Origin of the sequence: Salipiger sp. PrR002, from assembly GCF_010500775.1 — a bacterium.
Taxonomy (GTDB): Bacteria; Pseudomonadota; Alphaproteobacteria; order Rhodobacterales; family Rhodobacteraceae; genus Salipiger.
Map to the genome: position 1 here is coordinate 218,630 of NZ_JAAGOU010000006.1, position 25,215 is coordinate 243,844.

The 25,215-nt window shown below is 66.3% G+C and carries 31 protein-coding genes and 1 pseudogene; 8 read left to right on the forward strand and 24 right to left on the reverse strand.

Annotated elements, in window-relative coordinates; genetic code table 11:
- Positions 1-13 precede the first annotated feature (13 nt).
- The 15 genes and pseudogenes from cysE to nifE form a co-directional block, all read right to left on the reverse strand.
- Entirely contained in the window at positions 14-742 is a 729-nt protein-coding gene (gene cysE / locus G0A00_RS08805; protein WP_157373881.1) for a serine O-acetyltransferase, read from the reverse strand.
- Complete coding sequence (nifV, locus tag G0A00_RS08810; RefSeq protein WP_164179809.1) at positions 739-1,911, reverse strand: homocitrate synthase; 1,173 nt, start codon at positions 1,909-1,911, stop codon at positions 739-741. The genes cysE and nifV overlap by 4 nt, the downstream gene beginning before the upstream one ends.
- A gap of 10 nt (positions 1,912-1,921) precedes the next feature.
- Positions 1,922-3,124: a cysteine desulfurase NifS gene (gene nifS / locus G0A00_RS08815; RefSeq protein ID WP_164179811.1), complete on the reverse strand. Its 1,203-nt coding sequence runs from the start codon at positions 3,122-3,124 to the stop codon at positions 1,922-1,924.
- Positions 3,125-3,136: 12 nt separating this feature from the next.
- Entirely contained in the window at positions 3,137-3,703 is a 567-nt protein-coding gene (locus tag G0A00_RS26850) for a NifU family protein (RefSeq protein WP_368667678.1), read from the reverse strand.
- Positions 3,686-4,273 (reverse strand): annotated as a pseudogene (gene nifU / locus G0A00_RS26355) (Fe-S cluster assembly protein NifU); the annotation flags it as partial. The pseudogene nifU and the gene G0A00_RS26850, both read right to left, overlap by 18 nt.
- A 13-nt stretch (positions 4,274-4,286) precedes the next feature.
- On the reverse strand, positions 4,287-4,607 hold the full coding sequence (locus G0A00_RS08825; RefSeq protein WP_066099580.1) for an iron-sulfur cluster assembly accessory protein: 321 nt from the start codon (positions 4,605-4,607) through the stop codon (positions 4,287-4,289).
- A gap of 183 nt (positions 4,608-4,790) precedes the next feature.
- Positions 4,791-5,243 (reverse strand): hypothetical protein, encoded by a 453-nt coding sequence (locus G0A00_RS08830; RefSeq protein WP_157373879.1) that lies wholly within the window; start codon positions 5,241-5,243, stop codon positions 4,791-4,793.
- A complete protein-coding gene (locus G0A00_RS08835; protein ID WP_235952943.1) occupies positions 5,230-5,781 on the reverse strand; it encodes a nitrogen fixation protein NifQ in 552 nt (183 codons plus the stop codon). The genes G0A00_RS08830 and G0A00_RS08835 overlap by 14 nt, the downstream gene beginning before the upstream one ends.
- Entirely contained in the window at positions 5,765-6,070 is a 306-nt protein-coding gene (fdxB, locus tag G0A00_RS08840; RefSeq protein WP_164179815.1) for a ferredoxin III, nif-specific, read from the reverse strand. The genes G0A00_RS08835 and fdxB overlap by 17 nt, the downstream gene beginning before the upstream one ends.
- The gene (locus tag G0A00_RS08845) at positions 6,067-6,279 is read right to left on the reverse strand and encodes a CCE_0567 family metalloprotein (RefSeq protein WP_164179817.1); all 213 of its coding nucleotides are present in this window, start codon (positions 6,277-6,279) and stop codon (positions 6,067-6,069) included. The genes fdxB and G0A00_RS08845 overlap by 4 nt, the downstream gene beginning before the upstream one ends.
- Positions 6,276-6,425, reverse strand: coding sequence for a hypothetical protein (locus G0A00_RS08850; protein WP_164179819.1), 150 nt, complete (start codon positions 6,423-6,425; stop codon positions 6,276-6,278). The genes G0A00_RS08845 and G0A00_RS08850 overlap by 4 nt, the downstream gene beginning before the upstream one ends.
- A 4-nt stretch (positions 6,426-6,429) precedes the next feature.
- Positions 6,430-6,903 carry a NifX-associated nitrogen fixation protein gene (locus G0A00_RS08855; RefSeq protein ID WP_164179821.1) on the reverse strand — a complete coding sequence of 158 codons (474 nt, stop codon included), beginning with the start codon at positions 6,901-6,903 and terminating at the stop codon, positions 6,430-6,432.
- Positions 6,903-7,385 carry a nitrogen fixation protein NifX gene (nifX, locus tag G0A00_RS08860; protein WP_083191103.1) on the reverse strand — a complete coding sequence of 161 codons (483 nt, stop codon included), beginning with the start codon at positions 7,383-7,385 and terminating at the stop codon, positions 6,903-6,905. The genes G0A00_RS08855 and nifX overlap by 1 nt, the downstream gene beginning before the upstream one ends.
- Positions 7,360-8,745 carry a nitrogenase iron-molybdenum cofactor biosynthesis protein NifN gene (gene nifN, locus G0A00_RS08865; RefSeq protein ID WP_164179822.1) on the reverse strand — a complete coding sequence of 462 codons (1,386 nt, stop codon included), beginning with the start codon at positions 8,743-8,745 and terminating at the stop codon, positions 7,360-7,362. The genes nifX and nifN overlap by 26 nt, the downstream gene beginning before the upstream one ends.
- A gap of 1 nt (position 8,746) precedes the next feature.
- A complete protein-coding gene (nifE, locus tag G0A00_RS08870; RefSeq protein ID WP_164179824.1) occupies positions 8,747-10,312 on the reverse strand; it encodes a nitrogenase iron-molybdenum cofactor biosynthesis protein NifE in 1,566 nt (521 codons plus the stop codon).
- 229 nt (positions 10,313-10,541) lie between these two features.
- On the opposite strand from nifE, the gene G0A00_RS08875 reads away from it, so the two are divergent.
- Positions 10,542-10,973 carry a DsrE family protein gene (locus G0A00_RS08875; protein WP_066099565.1) on the forward strand — a complete coding sequence of 144 codons (432 nt, stop codon included), beginning with the start codon at positions 10,542-10,544 and terminating at the stop codon, positions 10,971-10,973.
- 257 nt (positions 10,974-11,230) lie between these two features.
- Here the strand turns inward: G0A00_RS08875 and nifK are convergent, their stop codons facing one another.
- The 9 genes from nifK to G0A00_RS08920 form a co-directional block, all read right to left on the reverse strand.
- Complete coding sequence (nifK, locus tag G0A00_RS08880; RefSeq protein WP_164179826.1) at positions 11,231-12,769, reverse strand: nitrogenase molybdenum-iron protein subunit beta; 1,539 nt, start codon at positions 12,767-12,769, stop codon at positions 11,231-11,233.
- Positions 12,770-12,888: 119 nt separating this feature from the next.
- Positions 12,889-14,397, reverse strand: a complete 1,509-nt coding sequence (gene nifD, locus G0A00_RS08885; protein WP_066099560.1) for a nitrogenase molybdenum-iron protein alpha chain — start codon at positions 14,395-14,397, stop codon at positions 12,889-12,891.
- 89 nt (positions 14,398-14,486) lie between these two features.
- The gene (gene nifH / locus G0A00_RS08890) at positions 14,487-15,371 is read right to left on the reverse strand and encodes a nitrogenase iron protein (RefSeq protein WP_164179828.1); all 885 of its coding nucleotides are present in this window, start codon (positions 15,369-15,371) and stop codon (positions 14,487-14,489) included.
- A gap of 272 nt (positions 15,372-15,643) precedes the next feature.
- Positions 15,644-16,207, reverse strand: a complete 564-nt coding sequence (locus tag G0A00_RS08895) for a flavodoxin (protein WP_164179830.1) — start codon at positions 16,205-16,207, stop codon at positions 15,644-15,646.
- A gap of 184 nt (positions 16,208-16,391) precedes the next feature.
- Positions 16,392-16,937, reverse strand: a complete 546-nt coding sequence (locus G0A00_RS08900) for a peroxiredoxin (protein ID WP_164179832.1) — start codon at positions 16,935-16,937, stop codon at positions 16,392-16,394.
- Between the two features lie 39 nt (positions 16,938-16,976).
- The gene (locus G0A00_RS08905) at positions 16,977-17,348 is read right to left on the reverse strand and encodes a 2Fe-2S iron-sulfur cluster binding domain-containing protein (RefSeq protein WP_164179834.1); all 372 of its coding nucleotides are present in this window, start codon (positions 17,346-17,348) and stop codon (positions 16,977-16,979) included.
- A gap of 8 nt (positions 17,349-17,356) precedes the next feature.
- Complete coding sequence (locus G0A00_RS08910) at positions 17,357-18,511, reverse strand: FAD:protein FMN transferase (RefSeq protein WP_164179836.1); 1,155 nt, start codon at positions 18,509-18,511, stop codon at positions 17,357-17,359.
- Positions 18,508-19,002, reverse strand: a complete 495-nt coding sequence (locus tag G0A00_RS08915; protein WP_164179838.1) for a SoxR reducing system RseC family protein — start codon at positions 19,000-19,002, stop codon at positions 18,508-18,510. Before G0A00_RS08915 ends, G0A00_RS08910 begins: the two co-directional genes overlap by 4 nt.
- 43 nt (positions 19,003-19,045) lie before the next feature.
- Positions 19,046-19,333 (reverse strand): 2Fe-2S iron-sulfur cluster binding domain-containing protein, encoded by a 288-nt coding sequence (locus tag G0A00_RS08920; RefSeq protein WP_066099547.1) that lies wholly within the window; start codon positions 19,331-19,333, stop codon positions 19,046-19,048.
- A gap of 312 nt (positions 19,334-19,645) precedes the next feature.
- Between G0A00_RS08920 and rsxA the strand changes: the two genes are divergently transcribed.
- Genes rsxA through G0A00_RS08955 form a run of 7 tightly spaced genes read left to right on the forward strand, consistent with a single transcriptional unit; the run spans position 19,646 to position 25,089 of the window.
- Complete coding sequence (gene rsxA / locus G0A00_RS08925) at positions 19,646-20,227, forward strand: electron transport complex subunit RsxA (RefSeq protein WP_066099545.1); 582 nt, start codon at positions 19,646-19,648, stop codon at positions 20,225-20,227.
- Between the two features lie 25 nt (positions 20,228-20,252).
- Positions 20,253-20,813, forward strand: coding sequence for an RnfABCDGE type electron transport complex subunit B (locus G0A00_RS08930; protein WP_164179840.1), 561 nt, complete (start codon positions 20,253-20,255; stop codon positions 20,811-20,813).
- A complete protein-coding gene (rsxC, locus tag G0A00_RS08935) occupies positions 20,810-22,360 on the forward strand; it encodes an electron transport complex subunit RsxC (RefSeq protein WP_164179842.1) in 1,551 nt (516 codons plus the stop codon). Before G0A00_RS08930 ends, rsxC begins: the two co-directional genes overlap by 4 nt.
- The gene (locus G0A00_RS08940) at positions 22,357-23,436 is read left to right on the forward strand and encodes an RnfABCDGE type electron transport complex subunit D (RefSeq protein WP_164179844.1); all 1,080 of its coding nucleotides are present in this window, start codon (positions 22,357-22,359) and stop codon (positions 23,434-23,436) included. Before rsxC ends, G0A00_RS08940 begins: the two co-directional genes overlap by 4 nt.
- Positions 23,433-24,086, forward strand: a complete 654-nt coding sequence (locus G0A00_RS08945; protein WP_164179847.1) for an RnfABCDGE type electron transport complex subunit G — start codon at positions 23,433-23,435, stop codon at positions 24,084-24,086. Before G0A00_RS08940 ends, G0A00_RS08945 begins: the two co-directional genes overlap by 4 nt.
- A complete protein-coding gene (locus G0A00_RS08950) occupies positions 24,083-24,820 on the forward strand; it encodes an electron transport complex subunit E (RefSeq protein WP_164179849.1) in 738 nt (245 codons plus the stop codon). The genes G0A00_RS08945 and G0A00_RS08950 overlap by 4 nt, the downstream gene beginning before the upstream one ends.
- Complete coding sequence (locus G0A00_RS08955) at positions 24,817-25,089, forward strand: RnfH family protein (RefSeq protein ID WP_164179851.1); 273 nt, start codon at positions 24,817-24,819, stop codon at positions 25,087-25,089. Before G0A00_RS08950 ends, G0A00_RS08955 begins: the two co-directional genes overlap by 4 nt.
- The last annotated feature ends 126 nt before the right edge of the window (positions 25,090-25,215 follow it).

Genomic DNA, 25,215 nt, shown 5'->3' on the forward strand with positions numbered 1-25,215 from the left:
TGGTTGGGTGAAATCAGTTCGGCCTCTCGGTGGGCACATCTTGCAGGCGCCCGTCCGGGGCGTGGCAGCGGGCCTCATGGTGCTGAAGATCGCGGTCGCGCGCGGCGAGCCGTGCCTCAAGAAAGGCGACACGGTCCGCGAGCCCGGCCAGCGAGCGGCCCACGGGATCGGGGATCAGGTGATGATTGAGATCGACGCGATAGGGATCGGCGCTGGGACGCGGCGCGCTGCGCACGATGCGCGCGGGAATGCCGACCACCGTCGCGCCGGGCGGCACCGCTTCGACGACCACCGAATTGGCCCCGACACGGGCCCCGGCGGCAACGGTGATCGGCCCGAGGATCTTGGCCCCCGCGCCCACCATCACCCCGTCGCCAAGCGTCGGATGGCGCTTGCCCGGAGACCACGACACGCCGCCCAGCGTGACCCCGTGATAAAGCGTCACGTCGCGGCCCACTTCGGCGGTCTCGCCGATCACCACGCCCGCGCCATGGTCGATGAAGAACCCCGGCCCGATCTGCGCGCCGGGATGGATATCGATGCCGGTGACGGCGCGCGCCGCGTAGGACAGCAGCCGCGCCCAGAAGCGCCAGCCGCGCCGCCACAGCCCATGCGCCAGTCGATGCGCCACCGTGGCGTGCAGGCCGGGATAGGTGAGCGCGGTTTCCAGCTTGCCGCGCGCTGCCGGATCGCGCTGCCGGATGGCGGCGAAATCGGCGCTGATCAGGCGGCGCAGGCTCATGACGCCTGCCCCGCATCCGGCACCAGCGCCAGCCCCGAGACGCGCGCCACCATGCGGCGCAGGTCCTCGGGCGTGGCGGGCCGTTTGAACCGTTGCGCATGGGCGCGCAGATGCGGCTTCAGCGCCAGCGCGATACCGTCCGTCGCAGGCAAGCCCGCCGCGCTCAGCGCCGCGCGCAGCCCCGCCAGACCCGAGTGCTTGCCGATGACAATCTGCCGCTCGCGGCCAAAGCGCGAGGGCGCGCAGCGCGGGTCCTCATAGGTGTCGGGGCTCTTGAGGATGGCGTCCACATGGATCCCCGCCTCATGGGCGAAGACCAGATCGCCGGTGATCGGCTTGGCCACCGGCAGCGCCCGCCCCGAGGCGCGCGCCACCACCGCCGAAAGCGCGGGCAGCGCGGTCAGGTCGATGCCGGTGCCGATGCCGTTCGCCTCCAGCGCCGCGCCGACCTCTTCCAGCGCGGCATTGCCCGCCCGCTCGCCAAGGCCGTTCACGGTGACCGACAGGAACGGCGCGCCCGCGTGATAGGCCATCATGGTGTTGGCGGTGGCCATGCCGAAATCATTATGCGCGTGCATCTCGATCGGCAGCGTGATGCGCTCGGCCAGCGCCGCCACCAGCCGGTAGGCGCCCATCGGATCGAGCAGCCCCAGCGTGTCGGCGATGCGGAAGCGCACCGCCCCTGCCGCCGCCGCCACCTCGGCGAGCCGCACGAGGAACTCGGGATCGGTGCGGCTGGCATCTTCGGCCCCGACCGAGACCACATGCCCGCGATCCACGGCACAGAACACCAGCGCGGCGGTCTCGGCCAGCAGCCAGTCGGGGCTGCGGCCCAGCTTGCCATTAAGCTGCATCTTCGATGTGGGGACGGCGAAATGCACCCGCCGCACCCCGGTCTTCATCGCCATGTCCAGATCGCTCATCCGCAGGCGGCACCAGGCCACCGGCTCGGCGCGGGTCAGCTCCGCCGCCAGCACCCGCATGTCGGCCACCTCGTCCCAGCCCATCGCCGGGATGCCCAGCTCGATCTCGGCGACCCCGGCGCGGTCGAGCGCACGGGCGATGTCGCGTTTCTCGGACAGGGTGAAGGCGACGCCGGCGGTCTGCTCGCCATCGCGCAGGGTGGTGTCGCAGATCGCGACCTGTGGCTGAGAGGAGAGGAAGGACATGGCAAGCACCTCAGGCGTATTCGGGGTTGAAACCGTCGGGCTTGGCGCCCGCTTCGGACCAGAAGGGCGACATGGTGCGCAGCCCGGCGATGATCTCGGGCATCACCTGCAGCACATGATCGATCTCGGCCTCGGTAGTCTCGCGGCTGAGCGAGAAGCGGATCGCCCCATGCGCAGCGGTAAAGGGAATGTCCATCGCGCGCAGTACATGGCTCGGCTCCAGCGAGCCGGAGGTGCAGGCCGACCCCGACGAGGCGGCAATCCCGGCGGCGTTGAGCTTGAGCAGGATCGCCTCGCCCTCGATATACTCGAACGCCACGGTGGCGGTGTTGGGCAGCCGGTCGTGCGGATCGCCGGTGACGAAGCAATGGCCGATGCTCTCGATGAGCCCGGTCTCGAGCTTGTCGCGCAGCGCCGCCATGCGCGCGCCATCCTCGGCCATGGTCTGCAGCGTCATCTCTGCCGCATGGCCAAGCCCGATGATCGCCGGGGCATTCTCGGTTCCGGCACGGCGCCCGCGTTCCTGATGCCCGCCGCGCAGCAACGGACGGAACCGCGTGCCCTTGCGCAGGTAGAGCGCGCCCAGCCCTTTCGGCCCGTGGAACTTGTGCGACGAGAGCGAGAGCATGTCGATCTCGGTGCTCTTGAGGTCGATCGGCACCTTGCCGACCGCCTGCACCGCATCGGTGTGAAACAGCGCGCCGACCTCATGCGCCAGATCCGCCAGACCATCGACGGGGAAAATCGTGCCGGTCTCATTGTTCGCCCACATGAAGCTGACGATGGCGGTCTTCTCCGACAGCGCCTCGCGGTAGGCGTCGATCTCGAGACGGCCGAGCTTGTCCACGGGGATGCGGTGCACCACCACGCCCTCGTGCTTTTCCAGCCAATCACAGAGCGACAAGATCGCCGGATGCTCGACGGTCGAGGTGATCACCTCGTTGCGCCCCGGCATCACCTGCAGCGCCGAGCGGATCGCGGTGTTGTTGGACTCGGTGCCGCCCGAGGTGAAGATGATCTCATGATCGAACTCGGCCCCAATCAGGGCCTGCAGCGACTTGCGCGCCTTGCGCAGGGCGCCGCCAACCTCTGAGCCGAAGGCATGGATCGACGAGGCGTTGCCGAACTGCTCGGAGAAATAGGGCAGCATCTTCGCGACGGTCTCGGGAAAGACGCGGGTGGTGGCGTTGTTGTCGAGGTAAACGGGTTCCATCGTGCGGCCTCCTCAGGTCTTGGCGACGGGCATGACGCGCACGGGGCGGCCAAGTGCCTCGGAAAGTTTCATCTGGATGCCGCCCAGCGTCTGCGACGCCAGCTGGCACCCCGAACAGGCGCCGGTGAGATGCACGAGGACCAGCGAGCCCTCCATGTCCACCATCTCGACGTCGCCGCCGTCGCGGCGGAAGATCGGGCGCAGTTCCTCGATGATCTTGGCGCAGATGATCGCCTCCTTGGCGGGGCTGAGCCCCGAGGGAGCCACTGGGGCAACTGGTGGGGCCACTGCGGCGGCGGGCGTGGGCGCGGCCGGACGCGGCATCTGTTCGGCGGCGGCATCGCGCGTGGCCGAGATCACCGCGCCATTGGGCATGGCGATCTGGGACGGCGCGGCGGTCTGCACGGGTTCAATTTGCACAGGTTCAATCTGTACGGGGGCCGATGGCTGCGGCGGTGCCTTGGGTGTCGGCGGCTGGTCGGGGATCACAAAACCCTGCGCCTTCTTCTTCGGCGCCGGAGCGGGCGCCGCGCCGAACACGAAGGCTTCGGAGGCGGCGATCACCCCTTCGGCCACCATCGCGGCATTTGTGTCGGCGAGCAGTTCCTCGAGCGGTTCGCGGCAGGAGCTGCAGCCGCCGCCCGCCTTGGTGTAGAAGGTCACCATCTCGGGCGAGGTCAGCTTGTTGGTGCGGATCGCGCGCTCGATCATCCCGGCGTCGACGCCGAAGCATTTGCAGATCAGCGCGCCCTCTTCGTGGTCATCCTCGTCCAGCGCCTCGCCGGTATAGGCGGCGACGGCGGCGTGCAGCGCCTCTTGGCCCATGACCGAACAATGCATCTTCTCGGGCGGCAGACCGTCGAGGAAATCGGCGATGTCCTGATTGGTCAGCCGCCGCGCCTCGGTGATCGTCTTGCCGATGATCAGTTCGGTGAGCGCCGAGGACGAGGCGATGGCCGAGCCGCAGCCGAAGGTCTGGAACTTGGCGTCTTCGATCACATCGGTTTCGGGGTTCACCTTGAGCATGAGCTTCAGCGCGTCACCGCAGGACAGCGAGCCCACTTCCCCCACCGCGTTGGCGTCAAGCAAAGCGCCAGCGTTGCGCGGGTTGAAGAAGTATTCTTTGACCTTTTCCGAGTAGTCCCACATCGCGCCCGCTCCCTTAGCAGAAGGATTTGCCGCAGCCGCAGGACGACTGGGCGTTGGGGTTGTCGAAAACGAAGCCAGAGCCTTCGATCCCGGTGACGAAGTCGATCTTGGTGCCGGTCAGATGCGCCTGGCTTTCGGGATCGACGAGCACGGTGACCTCGCCAGCTTCGATGATGGCGTCGTCGGGCTGGGCCTCGAGTTCCAGCGCCATTCCGTATTTCATCCCGGCGCAGCCGCCGCCCTGAACCATGACGCGAAGGCCCGCGACGGGCTGCCCGGCGCCGTCGATGGCGGTCTTGATGGCGCTGCGGGCGGGTTCGGTGATCTCGATCATCTTGCTCTCCTGTGCGGTGCTGAGGTGGCATCGGAAGAGATGAAGCAAGCAGCGTGCCAAGTTGCGCGCGCCGGGTGATCCATTGATTTTATGGGAAATTCGTCAAACCATGTCGCGACAATGAATGATTTGCGACAGGTGCGACAAAAGCCGACAGTGCCAGTGGGGCTTACGCAGTGCGGCTTAGGCGTCGTCCCCCGACTGCGCGAGGATATCGAGGATCCAGCGCCCGCCGAAACGATCCGTGGGATCAAGCTCGGCGGCCTTAGCGAGCACGTCCTCGGCCTCGGACCTCTGGCCGGTGCGGGCGGCGCAATAGCCGATCGCCACGAGCACCTGCAGGAACATCCCCGGCGCGAACTCATGGGCGGTGAAATCGGCGTCCGTGGCGCGCACCTCGCGCCAGTCGGGCGAGACGTTCAGCCGCCGCGCCACATGGCCCAGCAGCACATGCGCCTGCATCCGCGCAGCCGCGTAATCATGGGTGTAGTAATAGAAGCGATAGGCCGCGAGCCGCACTTCCGCGTCATCGGGCGCAGCCTCAAGCGCCGCAGCGATCACCTCGGCCCCTTCCTCGGGGTTGCTGTGCGGTGCCTCGGCCCCGGCCAGCAAGTCGTGCCTGTCACTCTGGGGCAAAGCAATCCGCCCGTTCTTCGCAATCGTCGCAGGTGGGCGACAGACACAGCGAAAACGCCGCATCCGAGCAGATCTGCCGATAGAAGAACTTCTTCCAGCGCATGTTCTGGCTGTTGGCGGCGGCGAGCCCCGGCAGATGCCGCGCGATAAGCCCACTGAGCGCCACGCGCGAGGGCAGCCCGCAGTCTTCCCACAGGTGCCGCCGCTCCATGGCGCGCCGGGCGAGGATCGCGGCAAGCCAGCGCGCCTCATCGTCCGTGGCCCCCGCGCGCCAAAGGATCAGCGTGGCGATCGCCTGCTGGTCGGCGGAATATTGCGGCGCAGGCAGGCTGAGGTCCGGCAGCACCGCCGAGGGCGACCAGCGACCCCGCAGCCGCGCGATCTCGGCCCCCGAAAGGCCAAGCCGCTCGGTCAGCGGCCCCTGCCCGGCCTCGCGCTCTGCCAGCGCATGATCGAGGATGCAGGCAAAATCCGAGCGCGACAGCATGGCCGCGGCAAGCGCGCCCTGCACCGCAGCAGGATCAGTCAACAGCTGCATGGCTCTGGCAATCCGACGGGCAGACCCGCGCGCAGGCCCCGCAGCCGATGCAGAGATCGGGCGCGACCATGGTCATCACCGATTTGATGATCTCATCCTCGACATCCTCGTATTCGTCGGTGCCCGGCCGCACGAGAGCGCCATCTTCGGTCAGCCCGTGCAATGTCATCACACCGCGGCCGCAGACCTTGTAGCAGCGCCCGCAGCCGATGCATTTCTCGGGGTCGATCGCCATGAGAAACTCGGGCACGTATTCCGTGCCGCCCCGGGTGAGCGCCGTGCGTGTCATACGCTTTCCTCCGCCGCTTTCTTGGCGGCCTTGAGTTCCTTTCGCGCCTCGGTCAGTTCCTTGAACACCTCGTAGGTCGCGGCGGCCACTTCGGGGATCTTCTGCCAGTCGGTGGGCAGTTCCTCGGCCAGATCGTGAAGGTTCATCTTGGCGTCGGTCGAGCGCATCGACAGTTTCTTCACGCGTTTTTCCAGATCTTCGACGGTCATCCTTTTGATCCTTTCTGAGGTTCGTTCTTGCGGGTCAGCCCGCGCAGGAAGCGCGAGGCAGGCGTGCGCCCAGCAGGGCGGCGCGCGACCAGCGGCGGCAGGTTCACCACGGGTTTCGCGGCGGGCAGCGGGGCGATGCGGATCATCGCCTCAGCCCTTTGCGGCGTCGGGATAGGTGTCGATGATCTCGGCGGCGCCATCGACCAGCTTTTCCCCCGCCTCGGCAAGCTTGGCCCATGTCTCGAAGCCAAAGCGATGCACGTCGCGCAGATGTTTGGAGACCACCACCAGCTTGCCCGCGATCAGCACGATGCGGCCAAAGCCCTCGTGGCTCATCTTCTGCATCTGGCTGGCCATGCAGCCGGTCTTTTTCTCGATCATCAGCCCGACCGCATCGTAGAACTTGCCGATGCGCCACATCACGTCGGGATCGGGATCGCCGATGATCGGGATCTCGCGCCGCTCTTCGCGGGTCACGATGAACTCATCCATCAGCTCGGCATCGGACTTGCCGTCCCACTGCCCATAGCTGTCCTCGGCGCGGATCACCGCGGCAAGCTGGGTCAGGAAATCGCTTTGCACCATGTCGCCCCCGCGCGGGGCCTCTAGGGTATCCGAGACCATCAGGCCCACTCCTCTTCATCCATGAAATCGGGTTTCTGAAACGTGCCGAGTATCTTGCGCAGGAAGGGCGGCGGCGTGCCGCGCAGCATCTCTTGCGTTTGGGCCAACACGTCGCTGATCGGCTCGGGGTCCTTGCGTTTGATCGGATGGATCCCGGCCTTCACCACCTTGGCCGCCGAGGGCCCACCGATGGCCAGCGCAAAGAGCAGCGCGCAGCCCTCCAGCGCCTCGACCTTGGGCGTGATCTTGTCGTCCTGATCGTCGTGCTTGCCCTTTTGGCCGGTGACATTGTCGAAGGCATGCGCCTCGATGAACCGAAAGCCGCTTTGCCAGACCTCGTAGATCGCGAATTTCTTGGCGCTGCCGAAATGCGCGCCGAGGGTTTCCATGTCGTTGGTGGCGATGGCGATGCGCAGGGGCGTCTCGCCCGGTGCCGGTCCGTCTGAAGTGGCGCTGTCAATGACGCGCAATGTGCGGGACATGATCGAACTCCTCTGGGATGGGGGCGGCGCCAAAGTCTTCCGGCGTCGCGCGGTGATGTTGCGCCTGCATGATGTTGGCGAACTCGTAGAGAAAGGCGCGGCTGCCGCGGTAGCCGACGCGGCAGACATCCTGCGCGCCGATGCGGTCGAAGATCGGGAAGCCCACGCGCATCAGCGGCAGATGCAGCGCCTCCGACAGATGCCGACCGTGGCTGTGGGTGAGCAGGATCTGCGCCGCGCCCGCTTCGGCGCCGCGCCGCAGATCGCCCAGATCGCCCAGCACCACCTCGTCGCAGGGCATCCGGTCAAAAAGCGGCGAATGCTGCGAGGTGGTGACCGCCGCGACGATCTCGGCGCCCATGGAACTCAGCGCGGTCGACAGCGAGAACAGCAGGTCAGGATCGGCCCCGATGGCCACCCGCACGCCGCCGGTGTGGAAATGCGCGTCCAGCGCCGCATCCACCAGCCGCGCGCGGTCGCGCTTGACCGAGGGCGGCGGATCGGCGACGCCCGAAAGCGCCATGAGCGTGCGCACCAGCGCGTCCACCGGCTTCAGCCCGGTGACCGACTGGAACACGCGATAGGGCACCATGGCGCGATCCTCGATGATCTGCGCCGCCTTGCGCATGCTCTCGCCGATGGCGAGGGTGAAGGCGCTGCGTGCCGCCTCGGGGATGCGCGCCACCGGGGTGCCGCCTTGGGTGGCGCCCGACCAGTCGTCGCTCACATGGCCGTCGAGCGAGCCCGAGATGTCCGGCAGTACCAGCGGCTCGAGCCCGAAGGAGCGGATCAGCCGCGTAAGCTCGTCGATATCGCCGGGCGTCAGATGCGCCCCCGCAAGCAAGGTGACCTGCCGCAGGTCCACGTCGCGCTCGGTCACCCGCGGCACCAGATCCGCGACAATGGCTTCCACCCCCTTGGCCCAGCCGTCCTGCAGCGCGCCGTCGAAATCGGGGGTCGAGGCATAGACCACTTTGGTATCCGCAAAATCCGCACGCCGCTGCAGGATCAGCCGCAGATCGCCCGGCACGTCCTCGCCCCGCGTCTCGGTGAGCGCGGTGGAGGCGATGCCGATGAACTCCGGCGCGCTCTTCTTGCGCAGGTTCTCGATGGCTTCTTCGATCTGGTCGGCGCCGCCAAGAATGGTCGAGACCTCGTTCATCGCCGTGGTCTGCAGCGGCACCGCTTCCTTGAAGTGGCGCACGAGGTGGACCATGGCAAAGGCGGTGCAGCCCTGTGAGCCATGAAACAGCGGGATCGCCCGGTCGATCCCGAGATAGGCCAGCGCCGCGCCCAGCGGGGCCGAGCTTTTCAGCGGCATGGTCGAAAGCGCGCGCTTGGGATGGGTCAGCTTGGCCATGTCAGCAATCCTCGAAATCGGTGGCGGAGGAGGTGAAGCCTGCGACCTCCACCGGCGCGGCGAGGGCAGCGCCCGAGGGCGGCAGCGGCGGCACCAGCGAGACCGCCCTGCCCGTCCCGGCGATCCCGGTGACCGGGCACTCTCCGCTCAGCGGCGGCAGGGTGCGGGTCTCGGTCAGTGGCGTCTCCCATGGCGCGGGCGCGCGCAGCTCTTCCCACATCGGGTTGTTCACCGCCCGGTCGATAGCGCGCAGCAGATCGACCATCCCCATGTAGCCCGCATAGGGCTCGTGCTTTTCCTGATTCACATCGACCCAAGGCATGCGCGCCTTCAGCGCGACGAACTGGCTGCGCCCGCCGGACATCAGCACATCGGCACCCGCGTCCTTGAGCAGCCGGTACATGTCCTTAGGCGCCATATTGTCGAACATGTGTTTGTCGTCGCCCATGATCTCGGTGACGCGGGTCTTGTCCTCTTCGGTGGCCTTGCGGACCGAGGTGCCGATCACCTCCATCCCCAATTCCTGCAGCGCCGCCACCACCGACCACGACTTGTGCCCGCCGGTGTAGAGCAGCACCCGCCGCCCTTCGACCCGCGCGCGGAAGCCTTCGAGCCGCGCCCAGATCGCCGCCTCTTCCTCGGCGATCAGCGCCTCGCAGCGGTCCAGAAGTTGGGCATCGGCGCCCTGCTCCACAAGGATGCGGCACATCTCGCGCAGCGAGGCGGAGGTGTCGGAGATGCCGTAGAACGAGCCCTCGAACCACGGCACGCCATGGCGTTGCTCGAGCTTGCGGGCGACATTGATCAGCGCCTTGGAGCAGACCATCATCGTCACCTTGGCGCGGTGCATATAGGCGACCTGCTTGTAGCGCGCATCCGCCGCCAGCGAGCCGAGGATGCGGATCCCCAGCTTGTCGAGCAGCGGTTTGACCTGCCACAGCTCGCCCGACAGGTTGTAATCGCCGACGATATTGATGTCGTAGGGGGTGAGCGTCTCGGGCTCCAGCGTACCGATCACGTGATCGAGCATCGCCTCGCCCGCCAGCTTGTTGCCGAGGTTCTTGGAGCCGACGAAGCCGGGCGCGTTGACCGGAATGCAGGGCGTGCCGAATTTCTCGGTGGCGGCGCGGCAGACGGCGTCGATGTCATCCCCGATCAGCGCCGGCACGCAGGTGGCATAGACAAAGACCGCCGGCGGCGCCTCGGCCTCGATCACCTCGCGGATGGCACGAAAGAGCTTGCGCTCGCCGTGCCCCATGACGATGTCGAGCTCGCTCATGTCGGTGGTGAAGCCGGTGCGGTAGCGCTCGGACCCCGAAGAGGCCGCGCCCCGGTTGTCCCAGCCGTTGCCCTCGCAGGCCAGTGGTGCATGCACCAGATGCGCCACGTCGACGATGGGCTGCAGCACGATCTTGGCGCCGTCGAAGGCGCAGCCCCCCGCCGCCGCGCCGGGGGTCAGCGGCTTGGCGCAGCCCTTCTTGCGCTGCTGCTCGGACTTCGAGACGTTGGTGCCGCAGGCGGGCTCGTCAAAGACATCGGCGATCTTGTCTTTCAGGGCATCGGCCATCTTGGGGTCTCCTCGCGCGGGTTCGAGGTATCCAAGCAAGCGCCGTGCCATCCGCCATTGGCCGCGGTTTTCAAGGGCGCGCGGGGCCTTACCGGGGCCTGAAGCGCCTGTAGCTTTCCCGACAATGGGGCATCCGAAACGCTGGGCACTGTCCTGAGGCCGTGCAGAAGGCGCTATCAAAACAATGCATTCGAATGTATGATTTTGGTGTCTTAGGGAGGAGACCAACATGATCAGGAGAACCGCGCTCGCCGCCATTCTGGCGGCTGCGCCTGCAATGGCCATGGCAGCAGGAAAAACCCATCACGTGGCGATCCACGTCGATCAGAACGAGCCGCATGTGCTCAATATGGCGCTCAACAACGCCCAGAACCTCGCGGCCTATTACGCCGAAGTGGGTGACGAGGTGGTCATCGAGATGGTCGCCTACGGGCCCGGCCTGCACATGCTGGTCGAGGGCAAGAGCCCGGTGAAGGACCGGATCGAGACCATGTCGCTGGAACTGCCGATCACCTTCTCGGCCTGCGCCAATACGATCGCCGGAATGGAGAAGAAGACCGGCGAGAAGGTCGTGCTGCTGGAAGAGGCCAGCGTGGTGCCCTCGGGCGTGGTGCGGCTGATCGAGTTGCAGGAGGACGGCTACGCCTACGTGCGGCCGTAGCGAGCCCAAAGCCAGTGCAACGCAAGCCGGGCGCGCGCCTGCCCGTGGGGTGGCGCTGAAGCGATTGTGGTCAGCGCTTTATTCCCGCCAAGTCCGAGTGACCTCAAGCGATGCTCAGCGGCATCAAAGCGCCAGCCCGCCGGGACGGGCAGGCGCTCGCCCGGCGGCTTCGCCTTGATCCCGGGCGTGTCGGCGCAACGCCAGAAAAACACCGGCCGCGGTCTCCCGCGGCCGGTGCCCTGTTCGCCCTGCCCCGATCAGCGGGTCAGGTCGTAGCTGTAGTCGGTCTCGCCCGGAACGATGGTGTCGTCGTCGAGCTTGTCGAACACCGTATCCAGCAGCTTGACCAGCACCGTCAGCGCGCCTTGATACCCCATGGTCGGGAAGCGGTGGTGGTGGTGGCGGTCGAAGATCGGGAAGGCCAGACGGATCAGCGGCGTGCCGGTGTCGCGCTCGAGATACTTGCCGTAGCTGTTGCCGATCAGCATGTCGCAGGGCTCGGTGTTGAGGAACGAGCGCATGTGCCACAGATCCTTGCCCGCCCAGACCTGACCCTGCTTGCCGAAGGGCGAAGAGGCCAAAAGCGCTTCCATCTTGGCGGCCCACTTCTTGTTGCCGTTGGTGGCAAGGCAGTGCACCGGCTCGCCGCCCAGTTCCATGACGAAGCGGGTCATGCCGTAGACGAAATCGGGATCGCCGTAGATCGCGAAGGTCTTGCCGTGCAGCCACGCCTGACTGTCGGCGATGGCATCCACCAGACGGCCACGCTCGAGGCGCAGTTCCTCGGGGATCTCCTTGCCGGTCAGTTCCTGCACTTTCATCAGGAACTCATCGGTGCCCTGCACGCCCATCGGATAGTGCAGCGCGGCGGTCTCCTGCCCTTTGCCCGCGATATATTCCAGCGTCTTGGGGCTGCAGTATTCCTGCATCGAGATCGTCGCCTTGGCGTTCAGCGCCGCCTTGGCCTCGTCGAGCTTGGTGCCGCCATCGTACATACGGAACTCGCCGTCCGAGGGCGTGTCGTAGACGTCCGAGACATCCGACAGGAAGCTGAACTCGACGCCCATGGCATCCAGCATCTTCGTGATCTCGCGGTTGTTGGCCACGGCGAACCCGTGGAAGCCGGGGATGATGTTGATCTTGTCGGTCTCGGTGCGTTCCTCGCCTTCCCAGAAGTGGCTGATGATGCCCTTTTGCATGTTGTCATAGCCATCGACGTGGCTGCCGACGAAGGCCGGGGTATGCGCGAAGGGCACGTCGAAGTCCTCGGGGACCGATCCCTTTTCCTTCGACTGGATGATGAAGGAGTTGAGGTCGTCGCCGATCACTTCGGCCATGCAGGTGGTGCTGACCGCGATCATCTTGGGATCATAGAGCGCCTTGGCGTTGGCCAGACCGTCGACCATATTGGTCAGACCGCCGAAGACCGCCGCATCCTCGGTCATCGAGGACGACACGCAAGAGCTCGGCTCCTTGAAGTGGCGCGACAGATGCGAGCGGTAATAGGCCACGCAGCCTTGGCTGCCGTGCACGAAGGACAGCGTCTGCTCATAGCCTGCGGCGGCAAACACCGCGCCGAGCGGCTGGCAGGCCTTGGCGGGGTTCACCGTCAGCGCCTCGCGGGCAAGGTTCTTCTCGCGGTACTCCCACGACTTGGTCCAGTCACCGATCTCGGTGACCAGCTCGTCGGGATGGCCGCATTCGAACTTCATCTTCTTGTTGGCCAGCATCTCCTTGTATTCGGGCTGCTGGAAGAGCGGTGCGTGGTCGAGCACCTTGTCGCCGGACTGGGGCATGGATGTATTCCTTCTGTTGGCCGTCCGCATTCCGAGACGCGCCTGTTGAGGGGATCATGTGGGAGGGGCGCCGGGAGACCGGGAGCAATGGCCCCCCGGCGCTGGGAAAACGCGAAGGGTTACTCGGCGGCGATGGCCTGACCGGCTTCCCAAGGCGCGTCATAGAGGTTCCAGACCGGCGAGTTCACCGCCATGTCCATGTCGCGGGCGAAGATCGCAAAGCCGTCATAGCCGTGGTACGGGCCGGAGTAGTCCCAGCTGTGCATCTGGCGGAACGGGATGCCCATCTTCTGCACCGGGTATTTCTCCTTGATGCCCGAGCCGACGAGATCGGGGCGCACGCGCTCGATGAACTTCTCCAGCTCGTAGCCGGTGACGTCATCATAGATCAGCGTGCCTTCCTTCACGTAGTGGCCGGTGCGCTTGTAGTCGTCGCCATGGGCGAACTCATAGCCGGTGCCGGCGATGACCATGCCCAGATCGTCATAAGCCGTCACCACGTGGCGCGGACGAAGCCCGCCAACGTAGAGCATCACCGATTTGCCTTCGAGGCGCGGCTTGTATTTGGCGATCACCTCGTCGACCAGAGGCTGATACTTGGCGATGACCTTCTCGGCGTTTTCCTGAATGGTCTCGTCGAAGTTCTTGGCGATGGCGCGCAGGCTCGCGGCGATCTGGGTCGGGCCGAAGAAGTTGTACTCCATCCAGCCGATGCCGTGCTTTTCCTCCATGTAGCGGCAGATGTAGTTCATCGACCGGTAGCAGTGGATGAGGTTGAGCCGGGCCTTGGGGGCGCGCTCGATCTCGGCCAGCGTCGCGTCGCCGGACCAGTTGCCGACCACGTTGAGGCCCATCTCTTCGAGCAGGATGCGCGAGGCCCAAGCGTCGCCGCCGATGTTGTAATCGCCAATGACGTTCACATCGTAGGGGCCGGGCTCATAGGCCTTCACCGCGTCGCTTTCTTCCTGTTCGAACACCCAGTCACGCACCGCGTCATTGGCGATGTGGTGACCCAGCGACTGCGACACGCCGCGGAAGCCTTCGCAGCGGACCGGCACCATGGTCTTGCCGGTTTCCTTCTTCTTCTGGCGGGCGACCGCTTCGATGTCGTCGCCGATGAGGCCGATCGGGCATTCCGACTGGATCGTGGTGCCGTTCGACAGCGGGAACAGCTCGTTGATCTCGTCGATGGTCTTGGCCAGCTTCTTGTCGCCGCCAAAGACGATGTCCTTTTCCTGGAAATCGGTGGTGAACTGCATCGTCACGAAGCTGTCCACGCCGGTCTTGCCGATGTAGTAGTTGCGGCGCTGCGACCACGAGTACTGCCCGCAGCCCACGGGGCCGTGCGAGATATGCACCATGTCTTTCACCGGTCCCCAGACCACCCCTTTGGAGCCCGCATAGGCGCAGCCCCGGATGGTCATCACGCCCGGCACGGACTTGACGTTGGATTTCTGGGTGTCGCATTTCGACGCGATCCCGGTGGTGGCATCTGGCTCTTCTTCCGAAGGCTTCGACACCGTCAGGTGCTTGGCGCGGCGTTTCTTCGCCTTGGCCGGATAGGCTTCGAGGACTTCCTCGATCATCGCCTCATAATCTTCCGGCCCGTTTGCGTGATCCTTGGCCATCCTTTTGGCTCCTCTCACTGATTTCCGGGGGGATGGAGGCCGCAGGGCGCGGCCTCCGGTGGCTCTGGGGGCTCTGGGGTCGGGCCGTCTCAGCCGGCCTGCGCTTCGGAGGCGGCGATGGCTGCGAGACGCTCTTCCTCGGACTGCATGATGCCGAACTCCATCAGCATCTCTTCCAGCTCGTCCATGGTGACCGGGGTCGGGATCACGCCCTTGCCCGAGTTCTCGTGGATCTTCTTGGCCAGTTGGCGGTACTCGTCGGCCTGCTTGGACTCGGGCGCATATTGCAGCACCGTCTGGCGCCGCAGTTCCGCGTGCTGCACGATGTTGTCGCGCGGCACGAAGTGGATGAGCTTCGATCCCAGCTTGGCGGCCATCGCTTCGGCCAGTTCCAGTTCCTTGTCGGTCTGCCGCTCGTTGCAGATCAGGCCGCCAAGGCGCACGCCGCCGGAGTTGGCATATTTCAAAATGCCCTTCGAGATGTTGTTGGCGGCATAAAGCGCCATCATCTCGCCAGACATGACGATGTAGATTTCCTGCGCCTTGTTCTCGCGGATCGGCATGGCGAAGCCGCCGCAGACCACGTCGCCAAGAACGTCGTAAGAGACGTAATCGACATCGTCATAGGCGCCGTTTTCCTCGAGGAAGTTGATCGAGGTGATCACGCCGCGACCGGCACAGCCGACCCCCGGCTCGGGGCCGCCGGACTCGACGCATTTGATGTCCTGATAGCCGACCTTGAGCACGTCTTCGAGCTCGAGGTCCTCTACCGATCCCATCTCGGCGGCAAGGTGCAGCACGGTGTCCTGCGCCTTGGAGTTGAGGATAAGGCGGGTGGAGTCCGCCTTGGGGTCGCAGCCGACGATCAGGATCTTCTGACCCATTTCGACCAGCGCTGCGAGGGTGTTCTGCGAGGTGGTGGACTTGCCGATCCCACCCTTGCCGTAGAAGGCGATCTGACGAAGTTCGCTCATAATCGGTTCCTTTGGTTGCTTCGTTCGGTGTCATGGTCGAGACGGTGCGCGACCGCGCTCGATGAGTAAGAAGCAGGGAGCGTGCCAAGCCGCAGAAATCACTCATATGATTTAAAATCAGTGGCTTACGAGGATTTTTGGAGCTTGGAGCAAAGCCGACAAAAGCCGACAAAGACCGACAGTCGCACCCCATATTCGCACTGCCCCAAAAAAGGACGCGGCCCCGAACCATCGGAGCCGCGCCATAACGGGTTTTGGAGGGTATGGCCGGATCAGGCCGCGTCGCTGGCCGCAGAGAGCGGCAGGCCGAAGGTCTCGGCAATGCTCGCCAGCCAGCCCGCGAGCCGCTCTTCGGTCAGCATGGATTCATTGTCGAGATCGAGCGCCAGACCAAGGAAATGGTCGCCGTCGACCGCCATGGACTCCTCGAAGCCGTAGCCTTCGGTCGGCCAGTAACCGACCATCTTGGCACCGCGCTCTTCAAAGAACTCATGCAAGAAGAAGACGGCGTTGATGAACTCCAGGGGATAGGTCACCTGATCGCCAAGCCCGTAGATCGCGATGGTCTTGCCCTCAAAGCTCTGGTCCTCGAGCTTGGGCAGGAACTCCTCCCAGCTTTCGCTCTCGGCATCGGCACTGAGCCCGGGCAGCAGCCCGTCGCCCAGCGTCGGCGTGCCGAGGATCAGGAAGTCGTAACTCATGAAGTCATCGACCTCGGTGCGGTTGACGTTGAGCGGCTTCGCCATCAGATCATCGTCGAACTGGCGCTTGATCTGCTTCGCGATCTTGCGGGTGTTGCCGGTGTCGGTTCCGAAAAAGATGCCAATCTTGGCCATGGGCTGCATTCCTCTGTCTGGATGTCGGATGCGCGCAGCACCCATCCGCCGCGCGGGGCGGCACTGCGCCTGCCACTCATTCAGCAAGCCGCGTGCCAAGTGGCCCCCGCCATGCTGAGACGCGAACACCCCGCCAGCATGGGCGGGGTGTTAAAGGCGGTTCCAAAGGGGGGCGGCGCGCGCCCTACTCCGCTGCGACCGCTGCGGTCTCGAGATAGGCAAGCAGAGTGTCCGGCGAGCTTTCGCCGTAGGGATCATCGGGGCAGTTGTCCATCAGGCCGGGCTCTTCGAACCACGCCTCGACCACGCCGTCATTGACGATCGCCGCATAGCGCCAAGAGCGCTGGCCAAAGCCGAGGTTGTCCTTGCCGACCAGCATTCCCATGCGCCGGGTGAACTCGCCCGAGCCGTCGGGAATGACCTTCACATGCGCGATTCCCTGCGCGCGCGCCCATTGGTTCATCACAAAGCTGTCGTTGACCGACAGGCAATAAATCTCGTCGATGCCAAGGTCGCGGAACCGCGTGAAATTCTCTTCGAAACCGGGCAGTTGGTAGGTCGAGCAGGTGGGCGTGAACGCCCCCGGCAGCGAGAAGAGGATCACCCGCTTGCCCTTGAAGTAATCGGCGGTGGTCATGTCCTGCCAGCGAAACGGGTTCGGCCCGCCCACACTCTCGTCGCGCACCCGCGTGCGAAAGGTGACATTCGGCAGCTTCATGTTGGTTTTCATCTGTCGCTCCTGTGATTGGGTGTTTGGGTCGTGCGTGGCTCAGTCCGAGCCGCCCGGCGCGCCGCTGAAGCGCACCAGCACATCCTCGTTGCGCGCGATGAACTGGCACGCCAGCCGGTAGCGCGGCGGCATGTCGTTGACCTCGGCGTTCTCGATCTCTGCCGGGGTCAGCTTCGAAAGCTCCTTGAGCCGCGCCTTTTCCTTTTCGGTCAGGGCCATGCCCATCGCGGGCTTGTCCTCGAGCGAGGTCACTTCGATCAGGCACGACCCGCAGTCGCCATCGCCGCAATCAAAGGGGATCGGGATCTCATGCTCTTTGGCGAGCGCGAGGATCGTCGCGGTGTTGCCGGCGACAGCGTAGACAGTTTTGTCGCGCTGCATGATCGGGGATTGGAAGGTGATATTGGCCATGGCTGTGCTCACTTGCTGTGTGGAAGGAAGGCCACCCGCGAAGGGCCGCTCTTTCGGATTTCAGCAAAGCTCATGCCAGCCGGTGCGCAGTGACGGGCGATCGCGGGCGGCAGCGGCACTTCGGTGATCTCAGCCGGAAAGCCATCGCCGACCGGCGACAGGCGCGCGCGCATCCGAGGGCTCGCAAACATCCGTCCGGCCTCGTCGATCAGCAGCACCGCATCCACGCCCATGTCCGAGGCGACCTGCGGCCAGTCCTGCGCCCCGGCGACCGACAGCGCAGTGGCCGCCGCATCGGCGCGGCTCGGGTCGCTGTCCAGCACCGTGACCGAGACGATCTGCTGGACCGGCCAGCCTGTCTTCGGGTCGATGATATGCGCAAAACGGGTGCCGGAGTACTCGAAGTATCTCTCGTAATTTCCCGATGTGTATAGGCTTTCTCCGGGCTTCAACGCGACTGAGGCGACCGCCCCCCAGACAAAGGGATCGCGGATCGCCACGCGCCAAGGCCGCGCGCCGTTGCCGCCGCTCACCGTCACGTCGCCGCCCGCGTTGAGCACCGCATTCTCGATCCCGCGCGCGTGCAGCACGGCCACCGCCTGCTCTAGCGCCGCGCCCTTGGCAAAGCCGCCGAGGTCAAGCTGCACGGCCCGGTTGGTCGAGCGGACGCGTGTACCGTCTAGAATGAGGTCGGTCATCTTCGGCTGTGCCGCCCGCAGCGCGGCGATCCGCGCTGGGTCCGGTGGCGCACCTTCTGGCGGCGTGTCCTGATGAAAGCCCCAGAGGCTGATCAATGCGCCAATCGCGGGCTCGAACCGCCCGCCGCTGGCACAGGAGAGATCGCGCGCCCGCGACAGCGCCGAGGCCAGATTTGGCGGCACCGAGGCAGGCTCTCCGCTGGCAAGCGCGGCGTTGAGATCGGTCAGCGCGCCCGGTCGCCATGCGTGCCAAGCGCCGTGCAGCCCCTGAAGCAGCTGCGCCACGTCCCCCGCCGCCGCCCGTGCGCGCGCGGGCCGCTCGCCCTGAATGACGATCTCGACAAGCGTGCCGAAGACATAGACCGTCTCGCGATATTCGCCGCCGCGCCCCGTCCGCAGCCCAAAGCCAAGCGCCGCCACAAGCAGCACCGCCAGCGCCCACAGTCGCAGGGCGCGGGTGCTCATGCGCGCGATCCGGCCGGGATGATCCGCTCGATCCTGATCTCCTCTGCCAGCCGTCCGCGCCGCTCGCTGGCGCGAAACGGCAGGAAGGAGGCGGCAAGCGCGGGGATGCAGAGCGCCGCGGCCAGCGCGTCCGAAATCCCCAGCGCACTGCACAGGCTGACGCAGAGGACCAGCATCAGCACCGGCAGAAGGTACATCAGCCCCGCCGCCCCGAGAAAGACCGCAGACGGCATGACCACCACCGCGCTGTCACCGGGCTGTGCCGGCCCGGCGTGCGGCAGCACGAGCCGCTCGAAGCGATGGGTCTTGCGCGCGGCGGCCATCTCGGTCAGCGCGCGCGGACCGCAGGTCTCGCGCACCGCGCAGGCGGCGCATCCGGCGGTGCGTCGCAGTTCCAACTCGATCTGACCGTCGCGGGCGCCGATCACCCGCAGGGTCTCGCGCAGGAAACCCGGCGTATCGCTGGGGGTAGTGCTTTCGGTGGTATCCATCTTCGGCCCTCCAAATCCTGACATCTTGCGCAACCGCCGACCGTCAGCCCGGCTTCACCTTCACCGCGCCGCCCAGCACCTGACACTGGCAGGCCAGCCGGTCGGACTGCCCGGCCAAGTTCTCGCGCAGAACCCGAAGCTCCAGCGCGGAGGGGTCCGACAGATGCTCAGAGCCCTCAAGCACATGGGTGATGCAGGTGCCGCAGTCGCCCTCGCGGCAGCCGAAGACGATCCCCGCCCCGACTTTTTCCGAGATCTCGATGATCCGCGTGCCCGCAGGCACGGTTACCGTCAGATCGACATCGGTGAACGTCAGACTTCCTTTGGTCATGGCGCGGGTCTCCCTCTGGCGGCGCGCGTGTCACGGCGTGTGCCTCAGAGCCAAGCAAATGCCGTGCCAAGTCTGTGAGCGCCTGCACCGGCAGCGCCAGTTCCCGCGCCAAGGGTACCCATCGGCCCCCTGTCCGACATTTTGTAGCCATTGCGACAGCGGCGGCGCGCGGGCACCACGATTGCCAGCCTTCGCCCAGCCACCCCACAGAAACCACACAGAAACCACGCGCGAAATCCGCTTGGCACGGGCCTTGCTTCACCCTCTCCACCGCCGCCCCGCAGAGGCAGAGACGCGGCAGAGGAGACCAAGATGAGCGAGATTTTCCTGATCCTGCTGGGCACCGCGCTGGTGAACAATGTCGTGCTGGTGAAGTTCCTCGGGCTCTGTCCCTTCATGGGCGTCTCGCGCAAGACCGACGCGGCCATCGGCATGGGGCTTGCCACGACCTTCGTGCTGACCCTCGCCGCCGCCGCCTCATGGGTGATCGAAACCGCGCTGCTGCTGCCTCTGGGCCTGCAATACCTGCGCATCCTCGCCTTCATTCTGGTGATCGCCGCCATCGTGCAATTCACCGAGGCGGTGATGCGCAAGATGTCCCCGGTGCTCTACCGCGCGCTTGGCATCTATCTGCCGCTGATCACCACAAACTGCGCGGTGCTCGGCGTCGCGCTGCTGAACATTCAAGAAGAGCACAATTTCGCGCAGAGCCTGCTCTACGGCTTCGGCTCGGCGCTGGGGTTCACGCTGGTGCTCGTGATCTTTGCCGGGCTGCGCGAGAAACTCGCCCAGCTTTCGGTGCCCGCGGCCTTTGCCGGGGTGCCCATTTCCTTCATTTCCGCGGGCCTGCTGTCCATGGCGTTCATGGGCTTTGCCGGTCTCGTGCCCAATTGATCCGCCACGTTCGGAGGATACGACCATGCTTGCCGCCGCCGCCACCATGTCTGCCCTTGGCGTGACACTGGGCCTTGTTCTGGGCGTCGCCGCCCGCCGCCTGCAGGTGAACGCCCCGCCCATCGTCGAAGAGATCACCGCCGCCCTGCCCGGCACCAACTGCGGCCAATGCGGCTTTCCCGGCTGCTCGGGCGCGGCGGAGGCCATCGCAGAAGGCGGCGCGCCGCTCACCCTTTGCCCGCCGGGCGGGCGCGACGTGGTGCTGCAGCTGGCCGAGATCACCGGCATAGCCCCGCCCGCGCCAGGCGACATGGCCGACACGACCCCGCGTATCGCCTTCATCTTCGAGGACCATTGCACCGGCTGCACCAAGTGCTTCAAGCGCTGCCCGACCGACGCCATCCTCGGCGCGGCCAAGCAGATCCACACGGTGATCCCCGACGCCTGCATCGGCTGCAACGAATGCGTCGAGGTCTGCCCGACCCAAGCGATCCTTCTGCGCAAGAAGCCCCGCACCCTGCGCAGCTGGTACTGGGAGAAACCGCAGACCACACAGACGGCCCAGACCGTCCGGAGGCTGGCATGAGCTTCCTGTCGCTCTCTGCCCTGCGCAAACCGGCCCAGCTTTTCGGCATCCGCGGCGGGGTGCACCCCGAGGGCCGCAAGTTCCTTGCCGCCCATTGCGCGATCGAGCCACTGCCCATGCCCAAGCTTCTGCGCATCCCGCTGCAACAGCACATCGGGGCCGAGGCCGAGCCGCTGGTGCGGCGCGGCGACCATGTGCTCAAGGGCCAGTTGATCGGCCGTGCGCGCGGGCCGGTGTCGGCCAATGTCCATGCCCCCACCTCGGGCGAGATCATCGCGGTGGGCCATTTCACCGCGCCGCATCCCTCGGGCCTGCCGGTGCCGACGATCACCCTGCGCCCCGATGGCGCCGACGAATGGGGTCCGCGCCTGCCGCGCCTGCGCCCCGAGACCGCAAGCCCCGAGGATCTTGCCGCGCGCGTCGCGGAGGCCGGGATCGTCGGCATGGGCGGCGCCACCTTCCCCGCAGCGGTGAAGCTGAACCTGCGCGCGAAATACCAGCTGCACACGCTGATCATCAACGCCGCCGAATGCGAGCCCTACCTCACCTGCGACGACCGGCTGATCCGCGAACAGGCCGAGGAAGTGGCCGATGGCGCGGCGATCATGGCGCGGGCGCTGGGGGTCTCGCGGCTCATCGTCGCCATCGAGTCCAACAAGCCCGAGGCCGCCGACGCGCTGCAGCGCCACAACCTGCCCATGGGCATCCGGCTCGAGATCAAAGTAGTGCCGACGCAATATCCCATGGGCTCGGAAAAGCACCTCGTGCAGACCGTCACCGGGATGGAGACCCCGGCCCGCGCGCTTACCGCCGAACTGGGCGTGGTGGTGCACAATGCCGCCACCGCGCAGGCGGTGCATGCCGCCGTGCGCTACGGCGAGCCGCTGATCTCGCGCGTGGTCACCGTTTCGGGGCGTGGCGTCGGCCAGCCTGCCAACCTTCGGGTGCTGATCGGCACGCCGGTGGCCGATCTTCTGGAACATTGCGGCGGCCTGCAGGGCGAGCCGGACCGGCTGCTTCTGGGCGGGCCGATGATGGGCCAGCCGGTGCAGAACCTGCGCGTGCCCATCGTCAAGGGCACCAATGGCGTGCTTGCCCTCACCCGCGCCGAGACGCGCGCCACCGAACCGCACCCCTGCATCCGCTGCGGGTCCTGCGTGCAGGTCTGCCCCTGCGGGCTGATGCCCTTCGAGATGAACGCCCGCATTCAGGCTGAGGACCTTGATGGCGCGGCGGACGTCGGGCTGATGGATTGCGTCTCCTGCGGCTCCTGCTCGTATATCTGCCCCTCGTCGATCCCGCTGGTGCAGGCCTTCAACTACGCCAAGGGCGCGCTGGCCGAGAGCCAGAGCCGCAAGCACCAGCAAGAGGCCACCAAGCGCCTCGCCGCCGAGCGCACCGCCCGCGAAGAGGCCGTGGCCGAGGCCAAACGCGCCGCCATGGCCAAGCGCAAGGCCGAGATGGCCGAGAAGAAAAAGCGCGACGCCGAGAAGAAGCGCGCCAAGGAGGCCGCAGCCGCCGCCTCGGATACGGAGGTCACCAAATGAGCCTTCCTCGCATCATCGCCGGGCCGCACACCCATTCGATGTTCAACGTGCCGCGCACCATGGTGGCGGTGATGGTCTGCCTGACCCCCGCGACGCTCTTTGGCATGGCGCAATTCGGCTGGCCCGCCGCGCTGCTCTTTGCGGTGACGCTGCTCTCGGCGCCGCTGTTCGAGGCGCTGGCCCTGTCGCTCGCAGGAAAACCGCTGCTGCGCGGGCTGTCGGATGGCTCGGCGGTGTTGACCGGCTGGCTGCTGGCGCTGTCGCTACCGCCCTGGGCGCCATGGTGGCTGGGCGTCACCGGGGCGGGCATCGCGATCCTGCTGGCCAAACACGCCTTTGGCGGGCTCGGGCAGAACCTCTTCAACCCCGCGATGGTCGCCCGCGCCATGCTGCTGATCGCCCTGCCGGTGCAGATGACCACATGGGTCGCCCCGCTTGGCGGTGCCGGTCCCGATCTGGCTCAGGCTGTGGCGATCACCTTTGGCGGCGGCACCGGCTTCGACGCGATGAGCAGCGCCTCCACTCTCAACCACGTGCAAAGCAGCCTCGACGCCGGAGTGCCCATGGCCGAGATCCTCACCGGGCTGCCGGACCTGAAGACCCATGCGCAGGGGATGATCTCGGGCAGCCTTGGCGAGACCTCGGCCTATCTGCTGCTTGGCGGCGGCATCGCGCTGGTGCTCCTTCGGATCATCACGCTGGTGATCCCGCTCACCGTGCTGGGATCTGTCTTCATCCTTGCCGCCATCGGCCATGCGCTCGACCCCGAGCATTTCATCCCGCCGCTGCTGCATCTGACCTCGGGCGGGCTGATGCTCTGCGCCTTCTTCATCGCCACCGATTACGTCACCTCGCCGGTCACCGGCGCGGGCAAGGCGATCTATGGCATCGGCGTCGGCGCGCTGATCTTCGTCATCCGCACATGGGGTGCCTTCCCCGAGGGCGTGGCCTTCGCGGTGCTGCTGATGAACGCGGTGACGCCGCTGATCGACACCTATGTGCGCCCGCGTGTCTTTGGCCGCACCCGCTCGGGCAAGCCGCTGCCGCTGACCGACAAGCTGGGAGAGAAGGCATGAGCGACACCCTGCAGCCCAAACCCCCGCGCCTGCGGGCGCTGCGCGACACGCCGCTCGCCGCCGGGCTTGCGCTGGGGCTCTTCGGCCTTGGCAGCGCGATGACGCTGGCGCTCACCGACCAGCTGACCATGGGCCCGATTGCGGCGCGCGAGGCCGAGGACATGCGCGCCTCGCTCTCGCAGGTGCTGACCATGGCGCATGACAACGACCCGGCGCAGCACCCGCTGGCGCTGGAGGACCCCGCCGAGGGGCCGCTGAACGTGCATCGCGCCACCCTTGAAGGAGAGGTCACCGGCGCCGCTTTCGAGCTGACCGGCTACGGCTATGGCGGCGCGATCCGGGTGCTGATGGGGATCACGCCGGATGGCACGCTAAGCGGCGTCCGGGTGCTGTCGCATGCGGAAACTCCGGGCCTGGGCGACAAGATCGAGGCCGCCAAAAGCGAATGGGTTCAAGATTTTACCGGACGCAGCTTAACCAATACCGCACCCGAGGGCTGGCACATCGCCCGCGACGGCGGGATCTTCGACCAGTTCTCGGGCGCCTCGATCACCCCGCGGGCGGTGGTGGCCACCGTCGCCCGCGGCCTCGCGCTGTACGAGCGCCAGCGTGCGGCGATCCTCACCGCAGAAGAAGGAGCCGAACCATGACCGATTACGCGCGCATCGCCCGCGACGGGCTGTGGGACAATAACGTGGTCTTTGGCCAGCTTCTTGCGCTCTGCCCGCTGCTGGCGGTGACCGGCACCGCGACCAACGGGCTGGGCATGGGGCTGGCGACCACGGCGGTGCTGATCGCCTCAGGTCTGGCGGTCTCGCTGCTGCGCCATGTGATCACCCCCGACATCCGCATCCCCGCCTTCGTGCTGATCATCGCCTGCCTCGTGACGGCGGTGGACATGGGGCTCAACGCCTTTGCCCATGAGTTGCACCGGCAGCTTGGCCTCTTCATCCCGCTGATCGTCACCAATTGCGCCATCCTTGGCCGCGCCGAGGCCTTCGCCTCGCGCCAACACCCGCTGGCTGCGGGCTGGGATGGGCTGATGATGGGGCTGGGCTTCACCGCCTCGCTGGTGCTGCTGGGGGCGCTGCGCGAAATCCTCGGCGCGGGCACGCTCTTTGCCGGGGCGTCGGTGCTGCTCGGGCCGAGCTTTGGCTTTCTCGAGACCACGGTGATCCCCGGCTATCAGGGGTTTCTGCTGATGATCCTGCCGCCGGGCGGCTTTCTGGTGCTGGGGGGCTTGCTGGCGCTGAAGGCGCTGCTCGACCGGCGCAGCACGCAAAGCGCCGCAGGGCGCGGCAGCGCCGACCCGGCGCGGGTGTTCACCGCCGTCGGCGTGCTGCAGCCCGAGCCTGACATGGGCGAAATGGGAGAGAGCGAATGAACGTCGGATGCGCCTATGCCAAACCCACCGCGCAGGTGTGGAAACGCTTCGAGATCGACGAGGGCGCCACGGTGCGCGACGTGATCGAGCGCTCGGGCCTGCTGGGAGAATTTCCCGAGATCGACCTTTCCGAGATGAAGGTCGGCATCTTCGGGACGGTGGCGAAACTCGACAAGCCGGTGAAGGACGGCGACCGGGTAGAGATTTACCGCCCCATTCACCCCGAGGCGGAACTGCTTGAAAAGAAGCAAAAAGGAGACGGATCATGACGCGCCTCACGCGCCGCGGCTTTGGCGCCGCATTGCTCTGCGGGGCCGCGCTCGCCCCGTTCACCCTGCCGGGCCGCGCCCGGGCGCTTGTGGTCGGCGGCGGCCCTGCCGGGGCCAGCGCCGCGC

Excerpts from the sequence above, each read along its gene's own strand:
- cysE (WP_157373881.1), bottom strand. The coding sequence starts at position 742 with ATGAGCCTGCGCCGCCTGATCAGCGCCGATTTCGCCGCCATCCGGCAG.
- nifV (WP_164179809.1), bottom strand. The coding sequence starts at position 1,911 with ATGTCCTTCCTCTCCTCTCAGCCACAGGTCGCGATCTGCGACACCACC.
- nifS (WP_164179811.1), bottom strand. The coding sequence starts at position 3,124 with ATGGAACCCGTTTACCTCGACAACAACGCCACCACCCGCGTCTTTCCC.
- G0A00_RS26850 (WP_368667678.1), bottom strand. The coding sequence starts at position 3,703 with ATGGTGGCCGAAGGGGTGATCGCCGCCTCCGAAGCCTTCGTGTTCGGC.
- G0A00_RS08825 (WP_066099580.1), bottom strand. The coding sequence starts at position 4,607 with ATGATCGAGATCACCGAACCCGCCCGCAGCGCCATCAAGACCGCCATC.
- G0A00_RS08835 (WP_235952943.1), bottom strand. The coding sequence starts at position 5,781 with ATGCAGCTGTTGACTGATCCTGCTGCGGTGCAGGGCGCGCTTGCCGCG.
- fdxB (WP_164179815.1), bottom strand. The coding sequence starts at position 6,070 with ATGACACGCACGGCGCTCACCCGGGGCGGCACGGAATACGTGCCCGAG.
- G0A00_RS08845 (WP_164179817.1), bottom strand. The coding sequence starts at position 6,279 with ATGACCGTCGAAGATCTGGAAAAACGCGTGAAGAAACTGTCGATGCGC.
- G0A00_RS08850 (WP_164179819.1), bottom strand. The coding sequence starts at position 6,425 with ATGATCCGCATCGCCCCGCTGCCCGCCGCGAAACCCGTGGTGAACCTG.
- G0A00_RS08855 (WP_164179821.1), bottom strand. The coding sequence starts at position 6,903 with ATGGTCTCGGATACCCTAGAGGCCCCGCGCGGGGGCGACATGGTGCAA.
- nifX (WP_083191103.1), bottom strand. The coding sequence starts at position 7,385 with ATGTCCCGCACATTGCGCGTCATTGACAGCGCCACTTCAGACGGACCG.
- nifN (WP_164179822.1), bottom strand. The coding sequence starts at position 8,745 with ATGGCCAAGCTGACCCATCCCAAGCGCGCGCTTTCGACCATGCCGCTG.
- nifE (WP_164179824.1), bottom strand. The coding sequence starts at position 10,312 with ATGGCCGATGCCCTGAAAGACAAGATCGCCGATGTCTTTGACGAGCCC.
- G0A00_RS08875 (WP_066099565.1), top strand. The coding sequence starts at position 10,542 with ATGATCAGGAGAACCGCGCTCGCCGCCATTCTGGCGGCTGCGCCTGCA.
- nifK (WP_164179826.1), bottom strand. The coding sequence starts at position 12,769 with ATGCCCCAGTCCGGCGACAAGGTGCTCGACCACGCACCGCTCTTCCAG.
- nifD (WP_066099560.1), bottom strand. The coding sequence starts at position 14,397 with ATGGCCAAGGATCACGCAAACGGGCCGGAAGATTATGAGGCGATGATC.
- nifH (WP_164179828.1), bottom strand. The coding sequence starts at position 15,371 with ATGAGCGAACTTCGTCAGATCGCCTTCTACGGCAAGGGTGGGATCGGC.
- G0A00_RS08895 (WP_164179830.1), bottom strand. The coding sequence starts at position 16,207 with ATGGCCAAGATTGGCATCTTTTTCGGAACCGACACCGGCAACACCCGC.
- G0A00_RS08900 (WP_164179832.1), bottom strand. The coding sequence starts at position 16,937 with ATGAAAACCAACATGAAGCTGCCGAATGTCACCTTTCGCACGCGGGTG.
- G0A00_RS08905 (WP_164179834.1), bottom strand. The coding sequence starts at position 17,348 with ATGGCCAATATCACCTTCCAATCCCCGATCATGCAGCGCGACAAAACT.
- G0A00_RS08910 (WP_164179836.1), bottom strand. The coding sequence starts at position 18,511 with ATGAGCACCCGCGCCCTGCGACTGTGGGCGCTGGCGGTGCTGCTTGTG.
- G0A00_RS08915 (WP_164179838.1), bottom strand. The coding sequence starts at position 19,002 with ATGGATACCACCGAAAGCACTACCCCCAGCGATACGCCGGGTTTCCTG.
- G0A00_RS08920 (WP_066099547.1), bottom strand. The coding sequence starts at position 19,333 with ATGACCAAAGGAAGTCTGACGTTCACCGATGTCGATCTGACGGTAACC.
- rsxA (WP_066099545.1), top strand. The coding sequence starts at position 19,646 with ATGAGCGAGATTTTCCTGATCCTGCTGGGCACCGCGCTGGTGAACAAT.
- G0A00_RS08930 (WP_164179840.1), top strand. The coding sequence starts at position 20,253 with ATGCTTGCCGCCGCCGCCACCATGTCTGCCCTTGGCGTGACACTGGGC.
- rsxC (WP_164179842.1), top strand. The coding sequence starts at position 20,810 with ATGAGCTTCCTGTCGCTCTCTGCCCTGCGCAAACCGGCCCAGCTTTTC.
- G0A00_RS08940 (WP_164179844.1), top strand. The coding sequence starts at position 22,357 with ATGAGCCTTCCTCGCATCATCGCCGGGCCGCACACCCATTCGATGTTC.
- G0A00_RS08945 (WP_164179847.1), top strand. The coding sequence starts at position 23,433 with ATGAGCGACACCCTGCAGCCCAAACCCCCGCGCCTGCGGGCGCTGCGC.
- G0A00_RS08950 (WP_164179849.1), top strand. The coding sequence starts at position 24,083 with ATGACCGATTACGCGCGCATCGCCCGCGACGGGCTGTGGGACAATAAC.
- G0A00_RS08955 (WP_164179851.1), top strand. The coding sequence starts at position 24,817 with ATGAACGTCGGATGCGCCTATGCCAAACCCACCGCGCAGGTGTGGAAA.